We start from the raw sequence: 17,592 nt of genomic DNA on the forward strand, positions 1-17,592 counted from the left end.
TCCTCCTTCAATTGGGATATTGGGATTTTTGTCATCATGATCCGGCGATGACGGCTTCAATTCGCGAGATGCCTTCTTCTTCCGCATCCCATGCCGCCTGCAGCCCCTCCTGGATATCCCGCCACCGATTCGCGGGGCTGCCGCCGTAGCCGAACGGGAAGCGCGGGTAGAGCCGCACGAACCACTTGCTCACTTGCTTGTAGCAATCGGCCGCCGCCAGAAGCTGAGTCCTGCGATCTGCACCGCGGGATCTATCCGCCAGCAGCTCCAGGAAAGCTGCGGCTTGCTGGCGCGCCTCGGCCAGAATAGCGACCTGGTAAGCATGTCCGTTCAGATCGAGCGTGTTGCGCCGAGCCCCTTCCAGCCAGACGCGATAACCGTCCAGACCGAAGACGTAGCCCTTGAGCGGCGGCTCCTTGCCCCGGGCATGATCGACGATCGCGCAAAGCACCGTATCCTCTGATGAAGGCGGCGACACCCTTCTTCGCAATCCGAAGACGAAGACCGGCCGTTCGTCGGTTTGGCGTCCTAACTGGTCATAACGATAAACCCACGTTTCCCCGTTGTATCCCTTGTACCGGATCTCCTGCGAACGATCGTCGTACCCGTGGGCAAAGCCCATTTCGTTCCGCTCCATATTCCAAATAACGGCCGGAATCCCCCGATCGACCGATCCGTGGACGACTGACAGCATTCGAACCTGCATGTCGGGCGTCATCGTCGTCTGTTGCGGCCTCCCGACACAAACTCCGCTGAAGCCGAGCCGTTCGACGGTCCGGTAAGCCGCATAGCTCCAGTCGAACGTCAGTATGCCCTGCCAATCGCAATTTTCCGGCATATTGACGCGGAAAGCCTCCGCCGAAATTCCCATCAGTTCAGTATACGTGATATTCGTAATCTCGGCCGTGCCCAGCGCTTCGCCGATCATGGCCGAGATGAACGCATAAGGCCTCGGATAGGTCGGCGCCGGCAGCAAACAGGAGCTCGGGTGACCGTGCGTTTCCCTTTCCAGTAAATAGGCGGCAATCTCTTCCCGGAACCGCTCGTCGTTCACTTTGAGCCGGGCTCTGGAGAGGATGTTGTAGACATTGCTTTTCTTCATATTGTAACGGTCCGCCAGTTGTTCCGGCGTAGCTTCTTCATTGGCGGCGGCGTCCAGAACGTCCCGCGCCTGCTTGGACAGCTTGGCGAGCGAGCGGCGAACCAGCTCGGCGCTGGCCTCCTGCTCTTGCCACTCACCGATCTCGTCGGACCGGCCGCGATTCGCAGGTCCCGCCTCGAGTATCTCCTCGATGGCGATCGTGCGCCGGTTGTCCCCTCCGCGGATCTCATTGATCGCCATGCGGCGGATCATCAAACGGAACCAGGCGCCGAATTTATGATCGTCCTTCAACTGGTGCAGCTTGTCTTTCATGCGGATGAACGCTTCCTGCACGATATCGTCGGCCAAGTAGGGATCGCGTACGATACTTTGCGCCCACGACATCGCCGCCGCGCGATATCGGTTGAAAATCGTCTCATATGCCGCATAGTCGCCTTGTCGGATACGCGTTAACAAGTCCTTCAAATCCAATGAATGATCCACGATGCCTCCTTGTGATGGTGAAACCTGCTGCATGCTCACCCAATCAAGATAACCAAGTTATTCGACGAATAGCGGGATTTTCCTGCCGGATTATTGCTGCACCTGATAATGGAGGCAGACGACGCCGGATGGCAGTGTTTTACTATCAAGCAGTTTAAAGCGGAGCTTGTCGTCGATCCCCTTGAATAACGGCAAACCGCGGCCGACAACGACAGGCGACACCGTAATCTGATATTCGTCGATCAAGTCGAGCTGCATAAGAGTGTGCGCTAACCCGGGGCTGCCGAGGATCATGATGTCCTTGCCGGGCTGTTGTTTCAGTTTCATGATTTCTTCCGCCGCATTGTCTTTCACCAATCGGGAGTTGACCCAGTCTATGTTGTCCAAAGTGGAGGAGAACACGATTTTGGTCGTGCGATCCAACCACTTTGAATGTTCGACATCGCGCGGCTTGGCCGACGGATTCGAAGGCACGGTCGGCCAATAGTCCTTCATGATATGATACGTCCCGCGTCCCCACAAAATTGTGTCTACCGTTTTAAAGAGGTTATAGGCGTGTTTCGCCAAGTCGTCGTCATAGGAAATCCATTGGATGTCCCCCGTTCCGTTCGGTCCTTCGACGATGCCATCCAGCGATGCGTGCAGGGCGAGTACAACTTTTCTCATTGTTCATTTCTCCTTTGATGTGGTTTTTTCCTAATCGTAGGAACCCGCTAGGGAAGCTTTCGATAGGGATTCAACCTATAGACACAGGGGGACTTCATTTTCTATCACAGGCGTCTAAATTTTTTTTATGAAGGGGCCAAGTTGTACGAACGTTGGATTCAGGGATCTGCTCAAAACCCACAAACTGAGCAACTTCATCGTTGGCATAGAACCGATCGGTCACTACTGTTTCAGCCTGGCTGGTTGGCTTGGCTCTCAAGGCATTGAAGCTGATTTGGTTAATCCTCATCTTGTCAAAAAGAACAAGGAAAACCGAGACAACACCCCATCTAAAAGCGATCGCAAGGACGCTCTCGTCATTGCAGATATGATCAAAAACGGGTACTACTCCCCCGTTCGTTTCCATCCGGAAGCCTACGAGGAATTGCGCATTCTCATGGCCAACCGTGAGAAGGTTACCAAACGTCTTAACAGCACGGTTAATCAGATTCATCACTGGGTAGACATTGTGTTTCCCGAGCTCTTAAAAAAGTGGAAAAAGTATTCTTGAGACCTACACTTTCGCAGCATGAAATCGGCAAACAAGCCCCTTCGTGGCGACTTCGTTGATTATGTAAAACGAAGTGCAGACGGGGTCACCTCTGGCTGACTGCCTTAAATATGGGATTCCCTGTCTCTCGTCGGCAATGAGACTAAGTTCTTGTCAATTTCGGAAATGGGATCAAGTTCTTGTCATTTGATTTTGACAAGAACTTGATCCCATAAATGCAAAAAGCCACGATTTACGCGGCATTTAATGAGATAATGTTCTTGTCACCCGACAGTTGTCTAACGACACAAATGTCCCGACATAAATGACACAAATGTCGGGACATTCTCCTCATTTCGGCTATATCGGCTTCACCAAGAGATAATGTTTCTTGCTTCTGTTTACTGCGTACTCCGCTGCAACAGCAGCTTCATGGCATGAATTTGTCCAAGATGAAAAACTTCATGAGCAAATGTAAAGGTTATGAGTTCACCAATTGTTTTCATGCCAAAAGCTTTGTATGTGTCCTGTGGATTCTGAAGCTGTTCTTCAGGAATACGATTAATCCGATCTATCTGTTCCTTTAGCTGCTTTATCAACAACTGAAGACTTGTCACGTCACGATTCCAGTCATCAGGTTTAGTTCCTGTATAAAATAATTCCTTATAATTGGCAGGCAGGTTTTGCAAATCCCCAAAAATAAAACTTTCTGAAATAGTAAGAACATGACCTATATGCCAGCGAATGTTATTATTGAAGCCCTTAGGTTGAATATCCATCATACGTTCATCAAGTTTCTCTATCATTGCCAAAAAATAGCTGCGTGAAAACTCATAATTTTGATACCTTAGCTTTTCCTCCATCAAAATTTTATTCTTGCAGCATTAAGCCTCGTTTGGGAACAATCGTATCGTCGCAAGGGCCGTTTCGTTATTCCTCTCTCTTCTCCGGCTTCGCTTTGAATCGTATATTCAGTTGGACTAAGTTAGATTACTGAATCTGTTTTCACCTTGATTCATTAACGATCCAACTTTGGAAGAAGCTATTGTCCTTCATCCGGAAGTATGCTTTCATGAAACGCACAAATTCAGGCGTCGTGACATGCGAGAATTTATACTTTTCGAAGTAGCTGTGCAGGAATTTAAATCCTGTTTTATCGTCGGGAGTTTGATCGAAATACTGGCTCAACTTATAATTTGGAATCACGTACAAACTATTTATAAACTCGTTTTCCGCGTATTCATCCAACGGCAAATTCGAAGGCTTTCCCTTTAGATTTAAGTAATGTAATAAATAGGAATCCTGCTTTAAATAACTTGAAGTCGCAAATTCGGTAATTCCCTCGTCCAGCCAGCCGTCATAGTATGGATCGTCGGCTACCATGCCATAGAACCATTGGTGAATCAGTTCATGGACGACTCTCTGCTTCAGATGTTCCGGCCTGACTAAGCCGATCGTAACGGCTCCCGGATGCTCTATGTTCCCAAAATGTTGTCCTGTTACGATATCCAACTGCTTATATGGGTAAGGTCCGACGTGCTCATTCATGAATGAAAGCAAATCTCCGGCTGTTTGCTTAATGGTGTCACTGGTACTCTGAGGGAGTTTATAACCCCAAACGCGAATGTTCGTATCGCCTACAAGTTTGGATTCGGACTTCATGCCCTTCGTTACCACTACGAACATTTCGAGAATATGATCGGCTTTTAATTGCCCGGAAGATCCATCACCATCTGCATCGGACGGAGAGGAAGATACAAGATGATATCCGGAGAATAAACTGTAATTCAACGTAAAGTCGCTAAAATCCGTGTCGGCAAATTCACTGTTTGCATTATAATTTAAATTCCAACCACCACGATACGTTGCAAGCATGGGGTACCACTGAGCCAAGACGTAAGTATCGCCATCGTTGCTAAAATAACTGTAATTCTTTATACGATATGAAATTTTTAGATGGGTCGTTGCGGACGGTGGCAGCTTTTCGGGAAGTTTCACCGTCAATGCCGCTTTATCCAATGAATAATGGACCGGTCTATCATCGAGAAGAACCTCACCCATCTTTAGATCCCCTCCCAAATTCGGAATCATATAAAGTTCCAGCTTGTCCCACGAATCAGAGGATACATTCGTGGCTGTAATGTTGGCAATCGCAATGAAAGAATGATCATCTGTCATCTTCAACGATAGATCGTATGACGCTTTACTGCCGTTTAGAGAAGGCTTCGGGACAAATCCGGGAATATCGCTTGTTTGTGTGACGGCGGGCGGGGCATTTGGTGGAGTTGCATTTTCTGCCTGGAGGTTTCCAGTCTCCTGAACGACTGAATCCACGTTTTTGTTTGAATTCGACAATGTTATTGCTCCGAAAATAATGGCGATCATAATACATACAACAAAAATAAAACGTTTTTTGCGAATCCAGATATTTCTCGACATTCATTCATCATCCCATCCATTATTTTTATCGAATGACTGATTAAAGTTGCATAAAATCTTTATTTATTTTATTCCGTTAAATTAATATACCTTATCAGCAAGTAGCAGTTCTGTAATCTACATTGCTTTTAACATTCGAGATGTACGGATTCTCCCGTTCAGCCGCATGCCAAGCGTAATGAGGGTCAAGCCTACGCGATAAAACCTCGATTATTCTAAAGTTTTTATGACAATTCTTTCATCGCTTTTTCAAGATGAATCTTAATCATTCTTCGACTGGTAACGATAATACCTTCGTTAGATAGTTCCCTTAAGATAAGTGATACCGCTTCTCGCGTAGCACCGACCATATTAGCCAATTCTTGATGAGTCAGCAGAATGTCGATTTTTAGGTATCCGTTTTCTTCTACGCTACATTTTTTAGAAAGCGTTCTTAGAAAGTAAAGTACTTGATCGCGAAGGCCTCTAAAAATAAGTTTTTCCACAAATTCATCCTGCTCTCGCAATCTCATACTCAAATCCGATAAACATCTTAGAGAGAGCTCTGAATAATCCCTTAAAAGGGGCTCGAATTGTTCTTTAGATATTGAACAAATCATCGTTTCCTCGATCGTTTCCGCGTATGTTCCATTTGTTCCGAGCGAAAACGATTCTACTTCTCCAAACATCTCGCCCTCGCTAATAATGCAAACCGTATGTTGTTTGCCGGTAGCATTGTTTTTATATAATCGTATGCCTTTAAGTGTCTTCTACCGTTAGCCAAATGCAAAGCCATCTAAAAGAACCGACGATATAGTTCTCGACGACGTTCTCCACGCAATTATGCATATATTTGAGTGGTTGATGCTTTTTCATGACCCAGCATGCCTTGAATAAAATCTAAAGGTGCTCCATTATCTAGGAGCTGGCATGCATAAGTATGGCGAAAGCGATGAGGGTATACATTTGCCCCATGTATAAATATTCATTTTTGTGTATACCCCTTTAATCCTGAAACAAAAATTACAGCTTATGTTGAAACATTTACAGCCAATGCTGAAAAATCACAACAAGATGGATGGTTATCCCCCTCCCAACTTGTACCAAATTACATATAGACACACGAACAAGCGTTCGCTTATAATAGAGAAGCGATGAATGGCTTGCAAGGGCGGTCGGCTAGTCTCCCGGAAGGGAGGTGACGCCATGGAGGTTCAAGACGCGATGACGCTGATGTTCACGTTCGGCATGTTTATTATCGCGATGCTCACTTACCTCAAAAAAAAATAGACCGCCCTCTCGCGAAGGAATGCGGTCTACTCTATAATCTCATATCCTGATACAGCCTTCCGCCCTTAAAAGCGGGTAATCGCGCCGGGAGTCGGTTGCCGCCGACTCTCTTTGCCTGTTACGTTTCTTTGCCAATATAATACCATATTTGCTCAGGAGTTGAACATATGCATTTCGTAAATGAGACCGCTTAATTGAGCGAGTTGAATAGCTATTGACTTTTCGGTTTCGCCGCTTCCAATAATGCTTGTCCTTCCTTCTGCACGGCCGCGATACATTCGTCTACGCTCTTCTCGCCATTAACGGCTGCTTTCACTTCACGATCTTGAAGCTGCTGAAACAGTTCCAAGAATTTAGGATCATACCCTTCGAGCGAATAGCTCCGATCGATGCTCGGAAGCGTCTCATACAGCTCCGCCAGCACCGGGTCATGATCATAGCTCATATAGGACCTGCGCGTTGGCATGCTGTACTCGTCCTGAATGCCTGATTTGGCCTTCGCCACATAATCACTCAGCATGAACTCGATAATTTGCCATGCCGCATCGGCATTCCGAGCCCCAGTCGGGATCGCCATATAATCATAAACGCCAAGATGGACAGATCTGCTCGTATCGATGGAGCTAACCGGCGGCGTAACCCTACCCGTTTCGAACTTCATTCCTTTGATGCTGTTGTATCTGTCGATCGTCATCGCAGATTTTCCTTTTTTAAACAAATCCGCTTCATTCGTATCATCTTCGGTAAAATACAGGGTACCGTCGATCATATGCCCTTGGACATCCTGCATCATGAAGGTGCCATTCTTATAGAGATTCACGACGGTTGCGAACAGACTGCGCCAAGCAGGCGTGTCCACAGTTACTTTACCGGTTTGGAAGCTGTAAGACTGGAGCCCCTCCGAGCTGGACAGACTGAGGAGCAGGCTGTGCGGCATACTGCTAAACGGCTGATGATAGCCTACTACCCCGTCCTTGCGGCTTCCTGCTTTCGCAAATTGGCCGGCCAACTGCATGACATCCATGATGGTCATGCCGTTCCGAGGCAGCTCTACCCTATACTTGTGAAACAAGTCCGCGTTGTAATAGAGAACGGAAGCTTGGAAGGAAGCAGCTAAGGCATATAAATTGCCGCCTCCTTCGCGCTTGATTTTATCGATCATCCCGGGATAGAAGTCATCCGCTTTCATCCCGCTTGCTTGCAGCCGCACCGACAGATCTTCCAAGACGCCGTGAGCCGCCAATCCGGGATATTGGCCGGAGTAGCCGAGCAAAACAAGGTCCGGCTTCTCTTCTTTCAGCTTCTTCTCATACTGCTCCTCCGATATGGACTTATAATTCGGTTCCATCTCGATAAGCTCAACCTCGAAATTCGGAAAAGCAGCGGTTACAAAATCCCCAATCGTAAAGGAATAGCTGCTCTTACTAGACAGCGCTATACGAATGACTTCTTTCTCGTTACCGCCTGCAGTCCGATCATCCGCCATACAGCCGCTTAGCAGAAAACTAACCCCCAGCAGGAAGATGAAACACGCGAATGAAGCGCGACGCACTCGACTACTCATGTGATAGTTCCCCTTTTCCTGCCAGCCTCGCTTCCAGCGTGCTTTGCATTTCGTCAAGCGCTGCATCAACCGACTTCGATCCTTTCACAACGGCTTCCATCTGTTCGCCGCCAAGCGTGGACAAGGCAGCGTCCAGTTCCACCTTCGCTCGATTGTCGAAAGCAATTCTATAACCCTCAGCCGCTTTTGCCGGATCTACCTTATTCTCATAGAATGCTTTCCAGTGCTTGCTGTCCTTCTCATCCATGACCGACTGATCAGCTAATAAAGTAGAGTATAGCTGCGCATTCTCCAGACCACTGCGCCAAGTGCCGCTTATAATAAACGAAATCAGCTCCCAGACCGCTTCCTCTTGGGTTGAAGCCGCATTGATCGCGTACACGGTATTCGTGCCCAAGAATGACTGTTGGTTCGTGGCGGACGCGTCCACGCGAAGCGGAACTGTCGACCAATTTACTTTCATAACGCCTTCAAACTTAAAATTCTCCAAGTTCGAATAGTAGTAGCTCGGTGCAATCTTCATCGCTATTTTGCCTTGAGCAAAAGCATCATTCTTGCCCATATCCTTCATGGTGATGCCGCTCTTGCCGATATCTAAGATCTTCTGCTGCGTAATCCAGCCTTCCCGGTATCCATCCGCAACCGATTGCCAAACTTGTTTCCATGCCTCGGAATTGACGGTAGCCTCCGTTTTGCCTCCACTGTCTTTACTTAAGGTCTGCAGCCCGGATACTTGTCCAAAGAATTCGGTCAACGCAAATTTATTCGTACGATCCAATGCGTCGAGTCCGCTAATCCCCGTACCTTGGAATCGTTTGGCAAGCTGCAATATTTCCTCCGGCGACATCTCGCCTTCAGGCAGCGGAATCCCCTGTTTCGCAAAAGCATCTTCATTAATATAGAGAGCCATCGTGCTAAAATCCGCCGGCAATCCGTATAACTCGCCGCTTCCGCCAAGCTGCCGCAGCAGTTCAACGATTGGCGCATATAGGGTACCCAGCTCAAATTGATGTTCTTTCACAATCGTATCCAATGACTTGAGCTTTCCGTCTGCCGCCAGCTCCTTAAACAGTTTCAACGGAAGCTGCAGCATGTCCGGCTGCTCCTTATCCATCCAGGCTTTAAACATAGCGGGATCATTATATAAATCTCTTGGCGCATCGATCATATTCAGCTTCACGGAAGGGTGACGAATAATAAACGGCCGCTTAATCTGATATTCTATGCTGCCATCCTGCGCAAACTGATGGATGTTGATCGTATATTCCCCGTCACTCAGCGGATCACCGCGAAGTGCGGCCGGAATGTTCTCCCCCGAATCCGGTTTCAGCAGCTGCAACACATCATCGCGGAACCACCAGCCACAACCAAGCAATACAATGATGCTCATGAATGCTGCAACCGCGCGAAACGGCGTTCTTCTTTTCTCGTTTTGCATAAGAATGCGCTCCCTCACTTTATGCTCCAGTTCTGAGGTGAACCCATTCTTCACGGGAGGTTTCCCTGCAAGCTTATGCTCCCAGCTGTTTAACGGTTCTTTCATGTCCATTCTTCCTCCCCAGTCCACTTCGCTTCTTGGGTAAGACTGCGATTAACCGCAGCTCGCGCACGATGAAGCCTCGACTTCACCGTACCGACTGATACGTGGAGCATGTCCGCCATTTCTTGCATCGAAAGTCCATAATGACTGTTCATCAGCAGCACTTCCCTCAGCTTCTGCGGCAGCTTCAAGACAACCGCCCAGATTTCCTCGGTCATCAGCTTATCGAAGCTTTCCCGCTCCGCCGAGGGCGAAGTTTGCTCTTGTGGACGGACGAGCCCTCCAAAGAAAGTCACACGTCTGATCCATGCCGACCGCAGCACGTCGCGCGCCGTGTTGCGGGTAATGGCCAGCAGCCATGTTTTGATCGACGATTGCCCGCGAAATTCATAGAGCTGTTGAAACACCTTTACGAATACATCTTGGGAAATATCATCGGCCAGCTCTCTGGAACGCGTGTAGAAAAAAGCGAAATTCCAAACGTCCTTGCCGTACGCCGCCATAAGCTCATTCAGCACCGCATGCCGGTCTAAGCCGCCTGTTACATGCTTCAAGTAATCAAACTGCAAGTCGTTCACCTCACCAAGTAGACGATAGAGTGCCAGAAAGGTTCCCTATCCAATCCGGAAAATAGAAATCTATGATTTTGCACGCGAAAATGGTATAAAGTACCATCACATTATACACACCTATGAGCGGCAAGTAGAGTATATTTTCTGCAAACAGAAAGAAGCCGCGGCAGCGAGAGCTGTTTCCAGCTTCTCGCCATCCGAGGCTTCCAGACTTCAATCGGTGTTAATCGCTATCGGTTCTTACGCAGACTCTCCCGCTTGACTTGCCGGTCCCACCTTCTTGCGGGTAACACTCTTCCGGCCATCAATGCTGACCGGCACATCGCCATCAACCGTGACGCGGCGCACAACGCGGTGCTGATCGCCGTAATCGTTAACCGCATAATGCTGCGTTGCCCGGTTATCCCAGATGACGACATCGCCTTCCGCCCAGCGCCAGCGTACCGTATTCTCAAGTTTTGTCACATGATTTTGCAGCAGCGAGAACAATTGGGCCGAGTCTGTGGAAGACAACCCGAGGATACGTTTCACAAAATGACCCAAAATCAGCGTCCGCTCCCCTGTCTCCGGATGTACCCGAACGAGCGGGTGCTCCGTTTCATATAAAGTGGACACGAAAACTTCGCGGTATCTCGTCTCCGCCTCCTCATCAATAGGCTTACTCCGATAAGCTGCATAATCATATTCATTGGAGTGGACTGCCCACAAGCCATCGACGAGCTTCTGCAGCTCCGCAGGCAAATTGTCGTAGGCTGCTGCCGTGTTCGCCCAGACCGTATCGCCACCGAACTCCGGAACAACGACTGCCCGCAGTATGGAAGCTTGCGGATAAGCATCCACGAAAGTAACGTCGGTATGCCACGAATCGGCACGACCGCCATGATTGGAATTGAGCTCCAACACATAATCGGTTCCTTGTTTGATCGGCACCGTCGGGTGAGCTACCGGATCACCCAGCAATTGAGCGAAAGCTTCCTGCCCCGCATCGTCAAGCTGATGCTGCCCGCGGAAGAAAATAACCTTATGCTTCAGCAGCGCTTCTCTTATGAAGCTGACCGTTTCTTCTTCTAATTGGGAAGAGAGTGTAACCCCTCTAATCTCTGCACCGATTCTGCCTGCTACCGGACGTACCTCGAATGATTGACCAATGATTTCATTTTGTTCTACTTTGCTCATGGTATTGCCTCCTTGGATTGGATTTGGATTTTTCGAACCTCCATCGGATTTCAATCTGAACAGGGAATAGAGATAAAAAAAGAGACGCACTCATCTCTCGATGATTGGTCTCTCCGGTAATCCGGTGGAACAAACTATTCTTTTCCTATCGATTTACTATGATTTATACATGATATTACCTGTTGACCCTTTCGATGTCAACAGGTAATTGAGAAATTTTTCTTCAGGCCGAAATACTTGTTGCCGCCGGCTCAGGAGCCTGCCGCTTAAACAGCGGCACCAGCGACAGCACGCCGGCCAGCATTAATAATCCGGACAACGTATAAATCGTGGTCAACGGAAGGATTGTCTTCAGTGGTCCGGCCAATGCCATCATGAGCACCATAGCTCCCATATACATTGGACCTAGTGTACCGCTGACGCGTCCGATAAATTCAGGCGCCGACCATTTTAGCATAATCGTATTGATCGAAATGTGGACCATGGGGAAAATCATGCCCATGATCAACTGAAGACTCAGCGTAAACGGTACGTTCATGGAATAACCAACGCCGACTGTGCCAACCGCGCTTACGCCCAAGGCGAGCGCCAGCATTTTGACCGGAGACATCTTCTTCGAAACGACCGTTATAAAAGCACCGCCGATTAACATGCCAATTCCGCTAATCATGAGTACATATTGCAAAAATTCCTTCGGCTGTCCGAGTCGTTCCGTCACGACAAACAGCCCCAACGTTTGCGCAATACCGCCCGACAAGCCTGCCAGAGCAAAGGTAATACACATGGTCCGAAGTACTCTGCTGCCCCATACATAACGAAGGCCTTCCTTCATTTCCGTCATGACGGAGGTTGGCTTCGCTTCCGGATCTCGCCGCGTGATCGCTTTATCTTGCGGGAGTCGGAACAGGATAAGCGCGGATAAGAAACTTGCAACTCCCATAACGCCAATGGAGACATGAATGCCGAAGTTTTGGTACACGATTGTTCCTACGGATGGCCCGGCAATCAAGAACACCGCCATAAGCGTTTGGAAGATTCCCATCGCGCTTTGCAGCTGCTCCTGCGGCACATGCTGCTTGAACAGCTTCATCGATGAGGGCGCCGAGAATTGAGATAACGTTGCAGATAAGAAGGTGGCAAAATAGACGGCGGCCCATGATTCATACACTAGTGCGACCAGCACCAGCACAACGGATGCGGCCGACATCAAATCGCACCAAATCATCGTTCGCTTCGGAAGCCACCGGTCCGCGAAGGTGCCTCCAATGAAGGCGAATAGAAAAATCGGTGAAAATTCCGCTACGGAGATCAGAGATACCGCTATGGGATCGTTGTTCGTTTGATCGGTCACATATAGTAGGATGGCGAAATTTCGCACCCATATTCCGATTTGCAGCATAATATTCGACATGAGGATCGTTTGAAAAAAGCGGTTCCGCAGCAGCGGAGTTTGGGCTGTTGCACCCGCAGCTGCTCCGGCCGCTTGATTAGTATTCATCTGGTTCATAACTCCTTATTCGGTTCTATTTGGGCGGACGGTTGTAACCGTTCGGCTCGTAAGGCTGTAATTGATCAAGCCATTTCTTCTCCAGTCGCTTGAGGGAATCGCGGTAGTTCATTAAGGCATTGCGATCGACGATCTCCGTGCCGGGAATGAGCGTATCTTTATAATCATTGCGCACTTCTTCGCCAAGACTGAGCTGCTCCAATACCTCATATCTGAAATCTGCGCCTGCTTGCGCTCTGTACTCCTCTTGGAGTGCGGAGTTCATGTGGCCGTTCATGTCGAGCGAGAACTTCTGGCGGGTCCATGCTGAATCAAGTGTCGGCGATGAGGCGATATAACGTTTGCCATTCCGGTCATTGATGATTTGAAACACGCCCATCGCGCGCTGCTTCATGCCGTATTCGTTTTGTAATTCCTTGCGTCTGTTCATCATTGTAAATTCCTCCTTCAGTCATTCCCATTCATGCTCGGTGTCTTCTTACAAGTTGAGCCAATATACGCTTCCGTCGCTCTCGCGGTCCAGAAAACCATAGTCGACCAAGTATCTTCTTAACGTCACGTAATCTTCCGCCATGAACCGCTTAAGCAGCTCGTTGACCTCAACTTCCTTGTACTTGCGGCCTTTCTTGAAGCTGGTTGAAACGTGGCGGAGCAGCGCTGCTTTACGTTTCTCTTTACGCGGCAAACCCGTGAGCGGCCCAGCCAACCCTTGCGGCAAATACTTGTTCAGCAGCGCTTTATATTCGTCATGCGTGATGGCAAAACGCTCATCCACCAATGGTGCTGTACGGTGCACAGGCACAAATTTAGCACCTTGCGCAAGACCGCCGTCCATCAGCTCCATGATGGCAAGAAACAGCTTGGCCTGCTTCGCTTTCTCTTTCAGCGCAAAACGGTGATTGCGTATGGTTGACGCACTGCCGCCGCCGGTTTGCTTCACAATATCTGCATCGGAAGAGCCGGAGGCGAATGCACCGATGAGCTGCTTCTGCAAGTCGGTTAGACCCGTTGCTTTCTTGTCTAGCTCGAGCAGATATTGAAGCATGGATCCATGTGCGCTGCCAATATGCTTCACGACTGCTTTGTGAGCTTCCATCATCCGTTTATCGACGGTATAGATGATTCCCTCTTCAAATTGTTCCCCGCAAACTAAGCAGTAATAGCTGTCGGATTCCGCGTGGTACACATATCCTTGCTTCAGCTCGCTCAGCGATGCTGTATAAAAGGATTCTGAAATGTCCATAACAAACAACTCCATCGTTCGTTTAATAATTACCTAGATAATATATCATTTTGTTTGGTTTATTTCAATAAACGTTTGATTGGCAACAAGCTGGAAATCGATATAAAAAAGAATGACGATGATCCAATCTTTAAGCTGCAGCCGCATGCTTAAAGCCTCGATCATCGTCATTCTTCGGATACGCATATCTCCGTTTATCCGGCTTCACCCTCGTCACAGGCTTCACACCGTTCCAATTTCCCCTTTGCATTCTTGGGTCCATTCCGCCTTGCTGCAGCTTCTTATCTCGCTGCTTCCGCGCCGTACTCTTCGCCATGCGATATGCACGCTCCTCTTATTATGAAGTTATGGCCGCCGCTGCTAACAGCAACCTGCGGCTCTTCTCTAGCTTATACGATTGGCACGCTATGTTTCAAGGGGCGGATGTAGGGATGACTGTACGTAGCCAAAGTTAATTGTTCTCCCGCACTAACGAATCGTAGAGGTCTTATTTCAGCAAATTGACGAGGTTTGTATTTCTAACGAATCCTACAGGCCTTATTTGGTGTCAATAAGCCCTTTTTCGCTCCATTTCCTCAATATAGCGTCTCTACGATTCGTTAGAGTTAATAAATGGCTAATTTCGCTCGAATAAGAACTGTAGGATTCGTTAGCGCGAAAAGCGCGGCAGCAACTGGGATTCAGGCATAGTAAACTCGTGTTCACGTACATCATTCATGTGACCAATTTTTCAACACAAAAGCTGCCCCACAAGTCGCATTGCTCACCTGTGAGACAGCTTGGTTTCATGCCCATCGGGCATACTCTTTCACCATTGCAGCTTCATGCCCATCAGGCATGCTCTCTACCGCTTCTTTCTCCATGCCCCTCGGGCATACTCTTCTACCGCTGCTTTCTCTATGCCCCTCGGGCATACTCTTCTACCGCTTTTTCCTTCATGCCCCTCGGGCATCGCTATACTAGCTTACGCCGCCTCGCGCCGATCGGGCGGAAGCATGATCGCCAATAAGCCGATCATCGGGAGGACACTGGAGTAATTCATCACCTTCGTCAGCCCCCAAGCTTCAGCCGCATGCCCCAGGATGATAGCGCCGAGCGCTCCCATGCCGAAGGCAAGTCCCGTAATGAGCCCTGACGCCATGCCGACGTTGTTCGGGATGAGCTCCTGCGCGTACACGACGCTGACGGAGAAGCCGGACAGCAGGATGAAGCCAAGCACGAAGCTCACCGGATACACCCACCCAATAGACAAATGGGGCAGGAGCAGCGCGAACGGTGAAGCACCGCCGATCGAGAACATAATCATCCGCTTGCGGCCGAACTTATCGGCGAGCACGCCGCCGAAGAAGGTGCCGAGCACGCCTGCTGCCATGAAGATAAAGATCGGTACTTGCGCTGCCTTGGTCGACAGCCCATATTTCTCTACGGCAAAGAAGTTGTAGAAGTTCGAGATGCCGCTGAAATACCATGAACGCGAGAATACGAGCAGAATCAATATCGTCATGGCAAAAATAATGACTCTACGGCTTTGACCTGCCGCGCCGTTCTGAGTCGCTGCTTTAGCAGATTTCTTAACCGGCTTCCCATGCTGATCCAGCTGCCTTTTGTACCAAGGGACAACACGCAATAGAATGGCGATAGCCGCAGCTGCCAGTAACGTCCCCCAGATCGCGCCCGGTTGACCCAGCGGCAAGAAGATAAAGATCGTCATCAGCGGAGCCAGCGAGCTTCCTGCATTGCCGCCGACTTGATAGATAGATTGCGCCAGCCCTCGGCGCCCTCCGGCTGCGAAATAGACGACTCGCGAGCCTTCCGGATGAAAGACCGCCGAGCCGAAGCCGATAAACACTACGGCTGCGATTACCGAAAGGAAATTCGGCGCATAAGCTAGTCCGGCCATTCCGAGCAAGCTAAGCCCCATGCCGATCGGCAGCATCCAAGGCATCGGCCGCTTGTCGGAGAAGTATCCCACGACAGGCTGCATGACGGAGGAAGTCATATTCAGCGTAAAGGCAATCCAGCCCATTTGCCCGTAGCTTAGATGAAGTGATTTTTCAAAGACAGGAAACAGTGCGGATACGACGGCCTGCATCGTATCATTCAATAAATGCACAGCACTGATTGCAAACAAAATGATGTACAGCGTACCGGTTTGCAAAACAGCCGTACGTGGTGAAGCTGTAGCCAAACTCGCCAACCACCTTTCTCCATGCAACCTTACCGCGATGCGATAAGTTGAAACTTAGTCTACCTGCAAACCTTAGCATAATCGCTTCGAAGTGACAATTATCCATTCTTAAGCAAAATTCCCAACTAATATTTGGAAATGTAATCGTTGACATCGCTATACAGTGCCGTTATTCTTTACATAGTAGTGACGCTTGTCCTTCCAATAAGTGCCCATTATGAGGGGAGATTATCTCGTGCCGAAGTTCCGTAATCGTACTTCCATTTCATTGCTGCGCATGTCACTCATGGGATCGCTAGCCGCTCTGATACTCAGCAGCTGCTCCTTGCTTCCTGCCGAAGAAGAGTCGCTCCAGCCCCCTATTTTAAGCAAGAAAGAAGAAATTCACGAAACAGAAGCCGTCAAACGCGGCAATATGGAACTCTATTTATCCTCTACCGCAACCGCTTCTTCCGATACGAATCAATCCGTCTCGTTCCCGGAATCCGGCGAACGCTTGAAGAAGCTGTACGTGCAGCCCGGAGATACCGTGAAAGCCGGCTCACCGATTGCCGAGCTCGATACCGGGGATTTGCCGCTCCGGATCAAACTACAGGAGCTTACCGTCGAGCAGCGTTCGCTGCGTTACTCAGATGCCGTAAAGGGCGGCGATGAGGAAGAAGCCAAACTCGCCCATATCGACTTGGAGAAAGAACAGCTTCAGCTCGATGCCCTGCGTAAGCAGTATGAGAAGTCCCTTCTGGTTTCTCCGGCAGACGGAATCATTACGTATCTGAATGAGCTCAAGCCAGGTGAGACGGTAGAAGCGCTGCAAACGATGGCAATCATCTCCAATCCGAATAAAGTCAATTTCATCTACGAGGCAACGGACGCTTCCAAGATCGCCGCTGTGAAGAAGGGCATTGAGGTTGACGTTACGGTCGATAAGAAGACCTACAAGGGAACCGTAATCCAAACGCCTGCAACTGCGCCTAAGAGCGATGTCGATACGATCAAACGACGCAATGCAAGGGCGCTCATCATCGCGCTTGATGCACCGAAGCCACAGGTTGAGATCGGTACTTTGGCTGACATTAAGCTGTTTATCGAGAAACGCAGTAATGTCCTCATCATCCCGCGCGGCAGCTTAAACAGCATGTTCGGGCGAAATTACGTGAAGATCATCGAGAATGATCGGGTTAAAGAAGTCGACGTTGAAGTCGGCCTCAAGACAAGTGCTGAGGTCGAAATTAAGAAAGGGATCGATGAAGGCACGAAGGTCATCGTCGATAATTAATAACAGAAGCGTCCCGTGCGCTTGGTGTAGAACTTCAT

The 17,592-nt window shown here is 49.1% G+C and carries 17 protein-coding genes and 1 pseudogene; 3 read left to right on the forward strand and 15 right to left on the reverse strand.

Features of this window, described 5'->3' with window-relative positions:
- Window positions 1–34: 34 nt before the first annotated feature.
- Window positions 35–1,585: an RNA polymerase sigma factor gene (locus I8J30_RS07850; protein ID WP_210656949.1), complete on the reverse strand. Its 1,551-nt coding sequence runs from the start codon at window positions 1,583–1,585 to the stop codon at window positions 35–37.
- 90 nt (window positions 1,586–1,675) lie between these two features.
- Window positions 1,676–2,251 carry a dihydrofolate reductase family protein gene (locus tag I8J30_RS07855; protein WP_210656951.1) on the reverse strand — a complete coding sequence of 192 codons (576 nt, stop codon included), beginning with the start codon at window positions 2,249–2,251 and terminating at the stop codon, window positions 1,676–1,678.
- Window positions 2,252–2,380: 129 nt separating this feature from the next.
- Between I8J30_RS07855 and I8J30_RS07860 the strand changes: the two are divergent.
- A pseudogene (locus I8J30_RS07860) lies at window positions 2,381–2,789 on the forward strand (IS110 family transposase); the annotation flags it as partial.
- A 392-nt stretch (window positions 2,790–3,181) separates the two neighbouring features.
- Here I8J30_RS07860 and I8J30_RS07865 read toward each other — a convergent pair.
- The 4 genes from I8J30_RS07865 to I8J30_RS33590 all read right to left on the reverse strand — a co-directional run bounded on the left by I8J30_RS07865 (window position 3,182) and on the right by I8J30_RS33590 (window position 6,183).
- On the reverse strand, window positions 3,182–3,643 hold the full coding sequence (locus tag I8J30_RS07865) for a DinB family protein (protein ID WP_210656953.1): 462 nt from the start codon (window positions 3,641–3,643) through the stop codon (window positions 3,182–3,184).
- A gap of 142 nt (window positions 3,644–3,785) precedes the next feature.
- On the reverse strand, window positions 3,786–5,219 hold the full coding sequence (locus I8J30_RS07870; protein ID WP_210656956.1) for a M1 family aminopeptidase: 1,434 nt from the start codon (window positions 5,217–5,219) through the stop codon (window positions 3,786–3,788).
- Between the two features lie 224 nt (window positions 5,220–5,443).
- The gene (locus tag I8J30_RS33935) at window positions 5,444–5,953 is read right to left on the reverse strand and encodes a Crp/Fnr family transcriptional regulator (RefSeq protein WP_338044845.1); all 510 of its coding nucleotides are present in this window, start codon (window positions 5,951–5,953) and stop codon (window positions 5,444–5,446) included.
- An 86-nt stretch (window positions 5,954–6,039) separates the two neighbouring features.
- The gene (locus tag I8J30_RS33590; protein ID WP_338044846.1) at window positions 6,040–6,183 is read right to left on the reverse strand and encodes a tyrosine-type recombinase/integrase; all 144 of its coding nucleotides are present in this window, start codon (window positions 6,181–6,183) and stop codon (window positions 6,040–6,042) included.
- Window positions 6,184–6,404: 221 nt separating this feature from the next.
- Here I8J30_RS33590 and I8J30_RS32920 point away from each other — a divergent pair, with 221 nt between their 5' ends.
- The gene (locus tag I8J30_RS32920; protein WP_276316109.1) at window positions 6,405–6,488 is read left to right on the forward strand and encodes a putative holin-like toxin; all 84 of its coding nucleotides are present in this window, start codon (window positions 6,405–6,407) and stop codon (window positions 6,486–6,488) included.
- 211 nt (window positions 6,489–6,699) lie between these two features.
- Here the strand turns inward: I8J30_RS32920 and I8J30_RS07885 are convergent, their stop codons facing one another.
- The 9 genes from I8J30_RS07885 to I8J30_RS07925 form a co-directional block, all read right to left on the reverse strand.
- Complete coding sequence (locus I8J30_RS07885) at window positions 6,700–8,052, reverse strand: ABC transporter substrate-binding protein (protein WP_210656958.1); 1,353 nt, start codon at window positions 8,050–8,052, stop codon at window positions 6,700–6,702.
- Window positions 8,045–9,595: an ABC transporter substrate-binding protein gene (locus tag I8J30_RS07890; RefSeq protein ID WP_210656959.1), complete on the reverse strand. Its 1,551-nt coding sequence runs from the start codon at window positions 9,593–9,595 to the stop codon at window positions 8,045–8,047. Before I8J30_RS07890 ends, I8J30_RS07885 begins: the two co-directional genes overlap by 8 nt.
- Window positions 9,592–10,170 carry an RNA polymerase sigma factor gene (locus I8J30_RS07895; RefSeq protein ID WP_338044829.1) on the reverse strand — a complete coding sequence of 193 codons (579 nt, stop codon included), beginning with the start codon at window positions 10,168–10,170 and terminating at the stop codon, window positions 9,592–9,594. Before I8J30_RS07895 ends, I8J30_RS07890 begins: the two co-directional genes overlap by 4 nt.
- Window positions 10,171–10,404: 234 nt before the next feature.
- Window positions 10,405–11,340 (reverse strand): TauD/TfdA dioxygenase family protein, encoded by a 936-nt coding sequence (locus tag I8J30_RS07900; protein WP_210656963.1) that lies wholly within the window; start codon window positions 11,338–11,340, stop codon window positions 10,405–10,407.
- Between the two features lie 223 nt (window positions 11,341–11,563).
- A complete protein-coding gene (locus I8J30_RS07905) occupies window positions 11,564–12,838 on the reverse strand; it encodes an MFS transporter (RefSeq protein WP_210656965.1) in 1,275 nt (424 codons plus the stop codon).
- A 25-nt stretch (window positions 12,839–12,863) separates the two neighbouring features.
- The gene (locus tag I8J30_RS07910) at window positions 12,864–13,280 is read right to left on the reverse strand and encodes a GIY-YIG nuclease family protein (protein ID WP_091222029.1); all 417 of its coding nucleotides are present in this window, start codon (window positions 13,278–13,280) and stop codon (window positions 12,864–12,866) included.
- Between the two features lie 45 nt (window positions 13,281–13,325).
- Complete coding sequence (locus tag I8J30_RS07915; protein WP_210656967.1) at window positions 13,326–14,090, reverse strand: DUF2087 domain-containing protein; 765 nt, start codon at window positions 14,088–14,090, stop codon at window positions 13,326–13,328.
- A gap of 130 nt (window positions 14,091–14,220) precedes the next feature.
- Window positions 14,221–14,406, reverse strand: coding sequence for a hypothetical protein (locus I8J30_RS07920; RefSeq protein ID WP_210656969.1), 186 nt, complete (start codon window positions 14,404–14,406; stop codon window positions 14,221–14,223).
- Window positions 14,407–15,054: 648 nt separating this feature from the next.
- A complete protein-coding gene (locus I8J30_RS07925) occupies window positions 15,055–16,278 on the reverse strand; it encodes an MFS transporter (protein WP_240547903.1) in 1,224 nt (407 codons plus the stop codon).
- Between the two features lie 235 nt (window positions 16,279–16,513).
- Here I8J30_RS07925 and I8J30_RS07930 point away from each other — a divergent pair, with 235 nt between their 5' ends.
- A complete protein-coding gene (locus I8J30_RS07930; protein ID WP_210656971.1) occupies window positions 16,514–17,554 on the forward strand; it encodes an efflux RND transporter periplasmic adaptor subunit in 1,041 nt (346 codons plus the stop codon).
- Window positions 17,555–17,592: the final 38 nt, after the last annotated feature.

Origin of the sequence: Paenibacillus lignilyticus (genome assembly GCF_017942085.1) — a bacterium.
In the GTDB taxonomy this organism is placed as follows: Bacteria; Bacillota; Bacilli; order Paenibacillales; family Paenibacillaceae; genus Paenibacillus_Z; species Paenibacillus_Z lignilyticus.